The sequence below is a fragment of the Paenibacillus agaridevorans genome (assembly GCF_018604145.1).
GTDB classification, from domain to species: domain Bacteria; phylum Bacillota; class Bacilli; order Paenibacillales; family Paenibacillaceae; genus Pristimantibacillus; species Pristimantibacillus agaridevorans.
Map to the genome: position 1 here is coordinate 915,992 of NZ_CP075889.1, position 11,961 is coordinate 927,952.

General features: G+C 55.3%; 10 protein-coding genes. All 10 read left to right on the forward strand.

What is annotated here, in order from left to right:
- Nucleotides 1-23: 23 nt before the first annotated feature.
- The 10 genes from thrB (at nucleotide 24) to queA (ending at nucleotide 11,841) form a co-directional block, all read left to right on the forward strand.
- Nucleotides 24-1,040, forward strand: coding sequence for a homoserine kinase (gene thrB / locus KJW29_RS03660; RefSeq protein WP_214630974.1), 1,017 nt, complete (start codon nucleotides 24-26; stop codon nucleotides 1,038-1,040).
- Nucleotides 1,040-1,912, forward strand: coding sequence for a prephenate dehydratase (pheA, locus tag KJW29_RS03665; protein ID WP_214630975.1), 873 nt, complete (start codon nucleotides 1,040-1,042; stop codon nucleotides 1,910-1,912). The genes thrB and pheA overlap by 1 nt, the downstream gene beginning before the upstream one ends.
- A gap of 98 nt (nucleotides 1,913-2,010) precedes the next feature.
- Nucleotides 2,011-2,892 (forward strand): branched-chain-amino-acid transaminase, encoded by an 882-nt coding sequence (ilvE, locus tag KJW29_RS03670; protein ID WP_087566505.1) that lies wholly within the window; start codon nucleotides 2,011-2,013, stop codon nucleotides 2,890-2,892.
- 170 nt (nucleotides 2,893-3,062) lie between these two features.
- Nucleotides 3,063-5,225 (forward strand): LysM peptidoglycan-binding domain-containing protein, encoded by a 2,163-nt coding sequence (locus KJW29_RS03675; protein ID WP_214628790.1) that lies wholly within the window; start codon nucleotides 3,063-3,065, stop codon nucleotides 5,223-5,225.
- Nucleotides 5,226-5,381: 156 nt separating this feature from the next.
- Entirely contained in the window at nucleotides 5,382-6,008 is a 627-nt protein-coding gene (locus tag KJW29_RS03680; RefSeq protein ID WP_087566503.1) for a BofC C-terminal domain-containing protein, read from the forward strand.
- Nucleotides 6,009-6,356: 348 nt separating this feature from the next.
- The gene (gene ruvC, locus KJW29_RS03685; RefSeq protein WP_087566900.1) at nucleotides 6,357-6,860 is read left to right on the forward strand and encodes a crossover junction endodeoxyribonuclease RuvC; all 504 of its coding nucleotides are present in this window, start codon (nucleotides 6,357-6,359) and stop codon (nucleotides 6,858-6,860) included.
- Nucleotides 6,857-7,492 carry a Holliday junction branch migration protein RuvA gene (ruvA, locus tag KJW29_RS03690; protein ID WP_108993613.1) on the forward strand — a complete coding sequence of 212 codons (636 nt, stop codon included), beginning with the start codon at nucleotides 6,857-6,859 and terminating at the stop codon, nucleotides 7,490-7,492. Before ruvC ends, ruvA begins: the two co-directional genes overlap by 4 nt.
- A 21-nt stretch (nucleotides 7,493-7,513) precedes the next feature.
- Nucleotides 7,514-8,518: a Holliday junction branch migration DNA helicase RuvB gene (gene ruvB, locus KJW29_RS03695; RefSeq protein WP_087566501.1), complete on the forward strand. Its 1,005-nt coding sequence runs from the start codon at nucleotides 7,514-7,516 to the stop codon at nucleotides 8,516-8,518.
- 91 nt (nucleotides 8,519-8,609) lie between these two features.
- Entirely contained in the window at nucleotides 8,610-10,784 is a 2,175-nt protein-coding gene (locus KJW29_RS03700) for a SpoIID/LytB domain-containing protein (RefSeq protein ID WP_246608561.1), read from the forward strand.
- A gap of 10 nt (nucleotides 10,785-10,794) precedes the next feature.
- Nucleotides 10,795-11,841 carry a tRNA preQ1(34) S-adenosylmethionine ribosyltransferase-isomerase QueA gene (gene queA, locus KJW29_RS03705; RefSeq protein WP_214628791.1) on the forward strand — a complete coding sequence of 349 codons (1,047 nt, stop codon included), beginning with the start codon at nucleotides 10,795-10,797 and terminating at the stop codon, nucleotides 11,839-11,841.
- Nucleotides 11,842-11,961: the final 120 nt, after the last annotated feature.

Here is an 11,961-nt window from a genome sequence, read left to right on the forward strand (position 1 = left end):
GAGCGGGGAGCATGGAGAGCATAATGGCAGTAAAAGAAGCATATACAGACAACCGCCGCGTCACCGTTAAGGTGCCGGCAAGCACGGCTAATTTGGGCCCGGGCTTCGATTCTCTCGGCATGGCGCTCTCGATGTACGCATGGATCGAAATGTCGGCATCCCAGACTGGAGAGACGGTCTTCCGGCTGCACGGGGATGGCATGGATGGACTGCCCACGGACAAAAGCAATCTGCTCTACAAGGTTGCTCAGCTCGTATTCGACGAAGCGGGCGTCAGCGTGCCGGAGCTTACAATTGAAATGTACAGCGATATTCCGCTGGCACGCGGTCTTGGGAGCAGCGCGACCGCCATTATCGCCGCGCTCGTCGCGGCAAACGCGCTGATCGGCAGTCCGTTGGACGATCTCAAGCTGTTCGAGCTCGCTACAAAGCTGGAGGGGCATCCGGATAACGTCGGCGCATCGCTGTTCGGCGGCATCATCGTCGCTGCATGGGATGGCGAGACCGTGCAGCATGCACGCATTGAGCCGCCTGCAAGGCTTGAGACGCTGGTAGCCATACCGGCGTTCGAGCTGGCTACGGAGAAGGCTAGGCATGCATTGCCTTCTGGGCTGGCGATGGCCGACGCCGTCTTTAACGTCGGCTGCAGCTCGCTGCTCGTCGCGGCTCTTGCCAGCGGCGAGCTTGGGCTTATCCGTCATGCCATGAAGGATCGGCTGCACCAGCCTTATCGTGCGCCTCTTATTCCCGGCATGACGGAGATTCTGGAGCGCGCGACGGACTTCGGCGCGCTTGGAGCTGCGCTCAGCGGAGCGGGGCCGACAATGATCGCGTTCGTGGACGCGGAGTCGGAGTCCGGTTCCAAGGCTGAGCTGGAGAGTTTCCTGCAGGAGACGCTGCGCAAGGAAGGCATCCAGGCGGAGACCCTCTGGCTCGCGCCGTGCGTCTCCGGTCCAGTTGTTACGGTAGAGACTCTGAGTGCAGATGCCGACCAAGGTGGGGAGACCTTCCTGGAACGGATTAAAGGAGAACGGGCATGATGAAAACGATAGCTTTATTACCTGCTGGCTCCGTGTCCGACGAAGCGGCAAAACAACTGTTCGCGGGAGAGACGCTGAATTGGAAGCACCATCGGCTTATATCCGACGTCTTCCTGTCCACGGTGAACGGGGTTAGCGACTACAGCGTTATTCCGATGGAGAACACGATCGACGGGTCCGTCAGTCTGCATTTGGATTGGCTGGTCCATGAGGTCGATCTTCCCATGCAGGCGGAATGGGTATATCCCTCCATTCAGAATCTGATCGGAAGACGGGAGGAGTTCTCCGGACAATCCGGCGAACTTGACTTGACAACGATCAAGAAGGTGATCAGCCATCCAGTGGCAATGGCGCAATGTACGCAATTTCTTCGCGAGCATATGCCGCAGGCGGATAAGGAGCATGTGGGCAGCACGGCCGAAGCCGTGCGTATCGTACGCGATCATGCCGGCGAAGGAATTGCCGCGATTGGCACCCGCAGCGCGGCGGCGAACAACGGCCTTGACCTGCTCGCGACCGAGGTAACGGATCACGATAACAACTATACGAGATTTATGCTGGTAGGGGCGGAGCCGTATACCGCCAGGCAGTCGGACCGCGTGAAGACAAGCATCCTTATCACTTTGCCGGAGGATTATCCGGGAGCGCTGCATCAGGTGCTGTCGGCATTCGCCTGGCGCCGCATCAATCTGACGCGCATCGAGTCTAGGCCGACGAAGAAGAAGCTGGGCAGTTATTATTTTTATATCGAGATTGAGATGTCGCTGGATACGGTGCTGCTGCCGGCCGCGCTTCAAGAGATCGAAGCCATAGGATGCCAGATTCGCATATTGGGCTGTTATCCGAGCTTTACTTACGAGCAACTGCTGTAACTTCTTGCCACGAATGTGTAACAAAAGGCGATTCCCAAGGCTTCAAGGAACCAACACAAATACAAGATGAACAATTTCGCGGAGGTGCAAGGGCAGAGATGGCACAGCAATGGATTTACCTAAACGGCGATTACGTAACAAAAGAGGATGCGAAAGTATCCGTGTACGATCACGGATTTTTATACGGAGATGGCATCTTCGAAGGAATTCGCATCTATGACGGCAACATCTTTAAGTGCAAGGAACATCTGGACAGGCTGTACGACTCTGCGAAATCGATTATGCTCGATATCCCGCTCTCCCTGGAGGAGATGCAGGGCGCGCTCGTGGAGACGATTCGCCGCAACGAGCTGCGCGACGGATATATTCGTCTCATCGTATCCCGCGGTCCCGGCAATCTGGGGCTTGATCCGCGCCGCTGCCCGTCCGCATTCGTCATTATTATCGTGGAGCAGCTTTCGATTTACCCGGAGGAAGCTTACAAAAACGGCCTGGTATCCGTATCCGTGTCGCAGCGACGCAATATCCCGGATGCGCTTAACCCGAAGATCAAGTCGCTTAATTACCTGAACAACATCCTGGTCAAAATCCAGGCGAATCTTGCCGGAGTAGGCGAAGCGATTATGCTGAACTCCCAAGGCTACGTGGCGGAAGGATCCAGCGATAATATCTTTATTATCAAAAATAACGTCGTCTACACGCCTCCTTGTTACGTTGGAGCACTGGAAGGCATTACCCGCGCGGCGATTATGGAGCTTTGCGCCAAACACGGCTACAAGCTCAAGGAAGAGCCGTTCACGCTGCACGACGTATATGTAGCCGACGAAGTGTTCTTTACGGGCACGGCGGCCGAGGTTATCGCGGTGCGCGAAGTCGACGGACGCAAGATCGGCTCCGGACAAGCCGGTCCGATCACGACGCATTTGCTGGAACAATTCCGCGCGATTGTTTCGGTAGACGGCGTCAAAGTATACGAATAACGAGATTTTATTAAGCGGCAACCTGCCCGGAAGACATGGAGACATGTTCCGGGCAGGTTTTTTTGCGCGAAGATGGCGACACTTGCCTATTTGCTGCATAGGATGTAGAGATTGATAACAGGCATTAGCCGTGCCAAGTTATCCAGAACGTGACAGGAGGTCATCGGCGAGTGAAAATCCATATCGTGAAAAAAGGCGATACCCTGTATTTCATCGGCAAAAAATACAATGTATCGATCGAGGAAATTTTAAGCTTGAACCCTGGCATTACGAATCCAGATGTGCTGGAAGTCGGGATGAAGCTGAAAATTCCAAGTGCTCAAGGACAAAATGGCATCGGAGGCGTGGAAGTCATGCATCAGCACGTCGTCAAGCAAGGAGATACGCTTTGGAAGCTGTCCAAAGCTTGGGGCGTGCCGCTGGCGGCGATGGTATACGCGAATCCGCATTTGAAGAACCCCAACGTCCTGCTGACGGGCGAGATCGTCAACATTCCGAAGGCGGACACCGTGGTTCCTCCAACGGCCATGCCGGGTAAAACGAATACTGCGGTTAAGCAGACCGGAGGCGTTCATCCGCTGCATCCGACTTCGATTATGCAGGGCGTGCAGGGCATGGTCGGCAAGTTGTCAACTGCCCCGGTTATCGGCAAGAAGAATACGGCCCCCGTGCAGGAAAAAGCACCTACAGCACCGATTTCGCCGGTACCTGCCCCCGCACCTAAGCAGAAGGAGAAGGAAGCGAAGGTCGAGCCGCTGGAAAAAGGCAAGGTAGAGCCTCTGGCAACGAAGGTCGAGCCGCTGGAAAAAGGCAAAGTAGAGCCTCTGGCAACGAAGGTCGAGCCGCTGGAAACGGGCAAAGTAGAGCCTCTGGCCACAAAGGTCGAACCGCTGGAAACGGGCAAAGTAGAGCCTTTGGCAACAAAGGTTGAGCCGCTGGAAATGGGTAAAGTAGAGCCTCTGGCAACGAAGGTTGAGCCGATGGCTATGGGGAAAGTCGAACCGCTCTCGACGAAGGTTGAGCCGCTTTCGGGTCATAAAGTCGAGCCTTTGTCCTCCAATGTCGCCCCGCTCTCGACAGGCAAGACATTGCCTAACGCAGTAGCACCGCTTTCGACTGGCAAAACGCTGCCGAACGAATCAATTATGCCGCTCTCGACAGGCAAGACATTGCCGAATGCAGTAACGCCTCTTTCGACTGGCAAAACGCTGCCGAACGCGTACGTCGCTCCGATGGCGGCGAACAATTATGCGCCACTGTCGACGAATGTATCGCCCATGAGCATGAACAACGTTGCACCGATGTCAACGAACGTATCGCCGCTGAACACGAACAACGTTGCACCGATGTCGACGAACGTATCGCCGCTGAACACGAACAACGTTGCACCGATGTCGACGAACGTATCGCCGCTGAACACGAACAACGTTGCGCCACTGTCGACGAACGTATCGCCCATGAGCATGAACAATTATGCGCCACTGTCGACGAACGTATCTCCCATGAGCATGAACAACTATGCGCCGTTGTCGTCGAACGTATCTCCCATGAGCATGAACAATTATGCGCCAATGACGAACGTAGCTCAGAAGGCATTGCCGATTCAGAAGATGGCGGAGCAAAAGGTTACTCCGGCACAATCGGAATACATGCAGTATATGGACATGGACTTGTTCCAACAATACAACATGCCTGCTACGGAAGCTATGTATATGGGGAACCAGCCGAATGTTGCTCCGGTGTTGCCGAATGCGGGTATGATGCCTTACAGTGAGATGCCTTACGGTGAGAAGCCTTCCATGTATCCTTACGATTGCCCGCCAGGCGCAGGCATGATGGGATATCCCGCACCTTCCATGATGCCATACGGCGGCGCGGGGGGCTGGGGATACCCCGGTGGCGGTTATGCAGGAGTCAGCGAGAATAATATGATGATGCCATTGTCCAATATGCCGAACCATGCTGGAATGGTATCGCCATTGTCAGGCATGCCTACCAAAGGTTTGCCGCAAACGATGTCCACCATGTCGGCGCCGGTTTACGGAGGAGCCGGTTATCCCATGACTTACCCACCATATGCTCCATCGCCGTTATGGCAGCAAAATGCTAATGTCTCGTCCGGGCCGACTGTCCAATCGACGGCTAACGATGATTGCGGCTGCGGCGGCAAGCGGGAGGATGAGCTGGAGCTTCAGCAAGAAAAGAAGTCGTCGTTGTCCAAATCCGCCACTTCAAAACCGCGCAAAAAAGCCAAAAAAGCCGTTATCCGGACAGTGGCGCCGCGACCCAAAAAAAGTACGTCTAGCGGCAGCCGCCCTTGGCTGAACCGTTAAAACAAAGGCAAATGCAGTTCCCTCATAATGCTGAACGCAGGCAAGCTCCGATAAGGGGCTTGTTTTGTTGTTCATGTATTTCCGGAGTCTGAATAATTAACCATTTCTGGCGCACACTATGGGCAAATATCATCACCAGCCAAAGGGGGCTTCCTCATGATGACGTTCAGCCTGTGGAAGCAAGTCAAAAAGCGTATACGAAGAAATCGCCGTCCGATCTGGAAGTTAGGCGGACTAGTCTTGTTCGTCTCGCTGGCAGTCATGCCGCAGCATGCATCGGCGAGTTTCGCGAGCGAAGCAACCCTCGACGAACCTTCCGTCAGCCGCATGCTGCAAGACAGAAATGCTCCGGTTCAAGTTATGCTGCATCGTTTGTACGTTTGCGGCGAGGAGACAGAGCCGCTCGGGTTGATGAAACCCGAGACGATTATCAAGCTGCTTAGCCAGCATCCGGAATGGCGTACCAGTCTCGATGAGGATGGGCAGACGCTCCGCGTGATGCAGCAGATAGACGATTTGTCGGCCGAATGCAAGTCCAATGCTTACTTCGGCGTGGACCGCAATGGGAATTTCTCGTTGTTTGACGGAGAGCCCAGCAACGAAAAAGTGATGCGGACATTTTTCCAGCTTGATGTCCGGTTTATGGAGAGCAGCTTGCCGAAGGACCAACTGGATCAGCTATCGGATGGCATTCGGGTTAGCGACATCGACGAATATAACAGCGTATTGTCGACCTACAGCGATTATGCGATGGAAACAGGCGAAGCGAAGCAAGGTTATTAAACGCTCGAGTTTTATACAGATATGTTATTGGCCGCTGCCACAATGGAACGGCAAAACAACACTCATCGATATTGAACCGATGAGTGTTTTTTGTGCTTGCTTCAGCAAGAGCACCGGACTAACCGACAAGACTTGCTGCCGCAGTTCTACCAAGGCAGCGGTGAAATATACGACAATGCCCTCCCCCCGCTCAATCGGGAAACACTTGAGCGCGAATGAACAAACGTTCGTTCTCATTTCGGGTATCTTTTGTTATAATGAAGGGCGGGCAACATGGGAAGGCTGCGAGGGCAGCTTGCAACCGTAGCACTCATATTTTCGTTATTACATAAGTTAGGGGTTGGCGGCTTGCGCGTATTAGGCATTGACCCCGGCATAGCCATTGCGGGATTCGGATTCGTGGACAAGAACGGGCATAAGCTGACGCCCGTGCAATATGGCGCAATTACAACGGAGGCTCATACGCCTCAGGAGACCAGGCTTGTGCAGATTTATGAATCGGCAGGCGCCCTGATGGATCGGTACAAGCCCGATTCCGTCGCGGTGGAGAAACTGTTCTTCAACCGCAACGTGACGACGGCATTCGCCGTTGGACAGGCTCGCGGCGTTATTATTCTGGCGGCGGCCCAGCGGGGACTTCCCGTTGCGGAATATACGCCGCTGCAAGTGAAGCAGGCTGTCGTCGGCTATGGCAAGGCGGAGAAGAGGCAGGTGCAGGAGATGGTTAAGATGTTCCTTAAGCTGTCTGCGGTTCCCAAGCCGGACGACGTAGCGGACGCGCTTGCCATAGCGATCTGCCATGCCCATTCGGCCGTACTGACGAACAAAATCAACGAGGTGAATCGTTCATGATCGATTATTTGAGAGGTCCGGTCGTACATATAGAAACGGAGTACATCGTTATGGACGTCAGAGATACGGGATATCGCGTGTTTATGCCGAATCCGTATGCGTTCGCAGGCAAGAATGAGCCGGTAGTCGTCTATATCCACCATCATGTCCGGGAGGATGCGATCCATCTGTTCGGTTTCGAGTCGAGAGAGCAGCAGACGATGTTCCGCAAGCTGCTTGATGTATCCGGCATCGGCCCGCGAGTAGCGCTTGGCATTTTATCGGCCGGCCGGCCGGAAGCGATCGCGGGCGCGATTCAACAAGAAAATTTGTCTTTCCTGACGAAACTCCCTGGCATCGGAAAAAAGACGGCTCAGCGCATGGTGCTGGATCTGAAGGACAAGCTGACGGGTTACGGCGACGAAGGTCTGCTTAGCGCAGCGGGCTTCGGCGCAGAGCCAGGCTTGGCCGGTACGGGTAATGGGCAAGGAGCCGGAACGGCATGGGAAGAGGCGCGCGACGCGCTGGCAGCGCTTGGTTATACGTCTGCCGAGCTGGACCGCGCCTGGAATGGTTTGCAGAGCAGCGTGACGCCGGAGGAAACGGTCGACTCGCTAATGAAGCGGGCGCTGCAGCAACTGTTCAAGGGGTAACGGAAAGGAGCGAAGCCGGACATGGACGATAGAATTATCTCCGCGAACCTTATGATGGAAGACCAGGCGGTCGAGCTGAGTCTCAGACCCCGTTATTTGGCCGAATACATCGGACAGAATCAGGCAAAAGAAAATCTCAAAATCTATATCGAAGCGGCCAAGATGCGCAAGGAAGCGCTGGATCATGTGCTTCTCTATGGTCCGCCTGGACTGGGCAAAACGACATTGTCCAATATTATTGCTAACGAACTGGGCGTCAACTTGCGTACGACGTCAGGTCCGGCGATCGAACGGCCTGGCGATCTGGCGGCGCTGCTTACGAATCTGCAGGAAGGCGATGTCTTGTTTATCGACGAGATACACCGGCTGCATCGGACGGTGGAGGAAGTGCTCTATCCCGCGATGGAGGACTTCGCTCTGGATATTATGATCGGCAAAGGCCCAAGCGCCCGCTCGGTCAGGCTGGATCTGCCGCCGTTTACGCTGATTGGCGCCACGACGCGTGCCGGGCTGCTGTCCGCCCCGTTGCGTGACCGGTTCGGCGTCGTGAGCCGTTTGGAGTTCTACACGGTAGACGAGCTCGCCTTTATCGTTTCGCGCGCGTCGGAAATTTTAAACGTATCGATTGTCGGGGAGTCCGCGACCGAGATCGCGATGCGTTCGCGCGGAACGCCGCGTATCGCGAACAGGCTGCTCAAGCGCGTTCGCGACTTTGCACAGGTGCGGGGCGACGGCGTCATTACCCATGAAATCGCGAGATCCGCACTGGAGCTGCTGCAGGTGGATCCCATGGGACTCGATCATATCGACCACAAGATGCTGCATGCTATGATGACGACGTTCTCGGGAAGACCGGTCGGGCTGGATACGATCGCAGCGACGATCGGCGAGGAGAGCCAGACGATCGAAGACGTCTACGAGCCGTATCTGATGCAGATCGGTTTCCTTCAACGTACGCCTAGAGGCAGAATCGCGACGGATAACGCCTACCGGCATCTTGGGTTGCCGATTCCGGGCAGATCCTAAGCCGTGCTTGCACGTATGGCATAAGGCAAGGGGCAACACAGAACAGGATTCAAAAGCTGCAACATGATATGCATAAGAAGGGAGAGTAATCATGAAAAATACGGCAATTAAGGCAAGGCAGCCGCAGCAAGCGGAGAAACCTTATCGAACTGGGATGAGAGCCTGGCGTCGCACACTGCTGTTGACGCTGGCAATGGCTCTGCTGTTTTCCACCTGGACGGCATCAACCTCCAGCGCGGCAGTACCTTCCCTAGATAAGATAAGGGTGGCGCTTTTCCTGAGTCTTCCAGGCAAATACGATTCGACGACTCCCGCCGCCACCTTTTCGTCTGCAGGGGGGCTAAACGTAGGCGTAAGGGAACCGGATGGAGAACAGACCTGGTTCGGCATACCGGCCGGCGTCAGCGCCAGATTCGGAAGCGACGATTACAAGGCGAAATTGTTTGAATCCGCAACATTCGGGCAGGCGCTTGCGATTTATCAACAGGTTAAGGCAAGCGGAGGCGCAGCCTTTCTGACCTCCGTCGCAACGACTGGCGCCGCTCGTTATCAAGTGACGGAAGGCGTCTACAGAAACGAAGCGGAAGCCGCTGCCGCAGCGGCGAAGTGGAAGGCAGACGCCAAGCTGGCTGGTTTGCTCGGGGCTTACAAACCGGGGGTACAAGGTCCATTCCATCTGGAGACGGCGCCGCTGGCCAGCAAGAAGGATGCGCAGGACGCTGCAGCCGCATTCGGCAGCAAGGGACTAGATGCGTTCGTCGCCGTACGGAGCGTCGCGGGCAAGGAGACATATTCCGTCATGGTGGGAAGCGAGCCGTCCCAGGACAAGCTGGCTGCCGTACAGGCAGCTGCAGCGTCTGTACCGAACGGCTCGGCGCTTAAGGCTGTAGCGCCCCAATCGCGGCATTTGATCATTCGCAGAGACCATACCGTCAGCGCCGTCGCGAACGTCAGCCACGAGCTGTATCAATTCCCTGTTACAGGCGACATGAAAACATGGATCGCTCCGGCAGGCGAAGCATTTATTACGCTTGCGGAACGCAGCAACCGTACTTATCGGGGCAGCTTCGAGCTGAGCTCCGTCAACGGCAAGATGGCCGTTGTCAACGAATTGCCGTTCGAGCAATATTTGTATTCCGTCGTCGCGGTAGAGATGTACACTTCCTGGCCGCTTGAAGCGCTAAAGGCGCAGGCTGTAGCAGCCAGATCCTATGCGCTTAACAAGGGTTACGGCTTCCAGATCGCCCATGTTGTCGATACAACGCTGAGTCAGGTCTACAACGGAGCAAGCGTGGAGGCTCAATCTTCCACCGAAGCAGTCGAGGCGACAGCAGGCGTAGTTGCTTTGCATAACGGAAAGGTCATCGAAGCGATCTATTCCTCGAGCGCGGGCGGCATGACGGCGGACGCCACGGAGGCTTGGAGCAACTCCGTTCCTTATTTGCAGCCGGTTGAGAGCCCGGATTCCATATCCGAAACCGGACTGAAGAGCTGGTATCAAGTAGCGCTGCCAAGCGGTGCCGTAGGCTACATTCGCGAGGATCTCGTGCGCGACACGGGACGGAAGACGGAGGCGGGCAGCGTCATTCTGGAATCGACGACGGATGCAACTAATATTCGCCGGCATCCTCTCATCCAGGAAACCGTGCCTGTCGTTGCCCAAATTCAAAGCGGAACGAGTCTGATTGCAATTGACAAAGTCATCGAATCGAATCCCATGAATTGGCAGAGAGGACCGTTCACAAGCGACGAGCTGCTGACGGTCATGAACACATATGCGAACCCAAAGATTACGGGGCCGATCACATCGGTCGAAGTCACGAAGCGAGGACCTTCGGGACGAGCGACGGAAATTTCGGTCAATGGGACAAAACTTGGCGTATCATCGCCAACCGCTCTGCGTACCGCGCTGGGCTACGGAGGTTCCTTGCCAAGCACGAGTTTTGAAGTGGAGCAGACCGGAAAGGTAGTCGTACTAGGCGGGAGCGGCGCTTCGGTGACCCGGTCGGATGATTCCAAAAAGCTTTATGTTATGGGAGCAGAAGGCAAATCCGCCGCTTACGCGGGAGACTACATGTACGTAATGGACGGAGAAGGAGACTTAAGGGCAGCTACCCGAAACCCGGGTTTCGCTATCTCGGGAACGGGCTACGGACACGGTGTCGGACTCTCTCAATATGGGGCATACAGCCTCGCGGCGCAAGGGTATGACTATGAATATATTTTGCAATACTACTATAAAGGCATAACGTTAGCTAAGGAATGATGACTTCGATATGAACGCGGATTGGTTTGACTTCGAATTACCGGAGGCGCTTATCGCCCAGACGCCGCTCCAAGAGCGGACCGCTTCCAGACTGCTTATGCTGGGCAAATCTACAGGAGAGATTCGGCACGGAAGCTTTACCGATCTGGCGGAGCGGCTTGGACCCGGAGACGTTCTGGTGCTCAACAACACGAGAGTGCTTCCTGCAAGGCTTGTAGGGGCTAAGATGGACACCGGAGCTAAGGCGGAGCTGCTGTTATTGAAGCAGCTGGGAGAAGATCGTTGGGAAACGCTGGCAAAGCCGGCCAAGCGTCTGAAGGTCGGAACCGTTATCGGTTTCGGCGACAATGGCGGAGGCGAGCCTCTGCTGTTGGCGGAAGTGGTATCCGAAGGAGAGATGGGGGCTCGAGTCGTTCAATTCCGATATTCGGGCATCTTTCAGGAACTTCTCGATAAACTCGGAGACATGCCTCTGCCCCCGTACATTAAGGAACGGCTGGAGGAGAGGGAACGTTACCAGACCGTCTACTCCAAACATCAGGGATCGGCAGCCGCTCCGACGGCCGGCTTACACTTTACGGAGTCCTTCCTGGAGCAACTGCAGGCTAAAGGCGTAGAGCTCGCCTACGTAACGCTCCATGTGGGCCTCGGAACCTTCCGGCCCATGACGGCAGAGCGTGTGGAAGATCATGAGATGCACTCGGAATATTATGAGCTGGACGATGAAAATGCGGCCATAATTCGTACTGCCAAGCTTCAGGGGAGACGAATCGTAGCGGTCGGCACAACCTCCGCCCGAACGCTGGAGACGGTAGCCGACAGATTCCCCGTAGGGGAACTTGAAGCTTGCAGCGGCTGGACCTCCATCTTCATCTATCCCGGCTATGAGTTCAAGCTGGTCGACGCCCTGCTCACCAACTTCCACCTGCCGAAGTCTACGCTTGTTATGCTCGTGAGCGCTTTGGCGGGAAGAGATCACATTATGCGCGCATACGGCGAGGCAGTGGAGCGAGAATACCGATTCTTCAGCTTCGGAGACGCGATGTTTATCGAATAACATGCTTAAAGTGCGTGTTCAAAAAGTTCGGTTTTCAGCACCGAGAAGATGGAACGAAAGTAGAAACTGAGGAGCGGAGCGTAGTGGAAGCTACGTGAGCACCGGAAGTTTCGCTTGCGT

Bases quoted from the DNA above. Each gene is read 5' to 3' on its own strand.
- queA (WP_214628791.1), top strand. From the start codon at position 10,795: ATGAACGCGGATTGGTTTGACTTCGAATTACCGGAGGCGCTTATCGCC.
- pheA (WP_214630975.1), top strand. From the start codon at position 1,040: ATGAAAACGATAGCTTTATTACCTGCTGGCTCCGTGTCCGACGAAGCG.
- ruvB (WP_087566501.1), top strand. From the start codon at position 7,514: ATGGACGATAGAATTATCTCCGCGAACCTTATGATGGAAGACCAGGCG.
- KJW29_RS03700 (WP_246608561.1), top strand. From the start codon at position 8,610: ATGAAAAATACGGCAATTAAGGCAAGGCAGCCGCAGCAAGCGGAGAAA.
- thrB (WP_214630974.1), top strand. From the start codon at position 24: ATGGCAGTAAAAGAAGCATATACAGACAACCGCCGCGTCACCGTTAAG.
- ilvE (WP_087566505.1), top strand. From the start codon at position 2,011: ATGGCACAGCAATGGATTTACCTAAACGGCGATTACGTAACAAAAGAG.
- ruvA (WP_108993613.1), top strand. From the start codon at position 6,857: ATGATCGATTATTTGAGAGGTCCGGTCGTACATATAGAAACGGAGTAC.
- KJW29_RS03680 (WP_087566503.1), top strand. From the start codon at position 5,382: ATGATGACGTTCAGCCTGTGGAAGCAAGTCAAAAAGCGTATACGAAGA.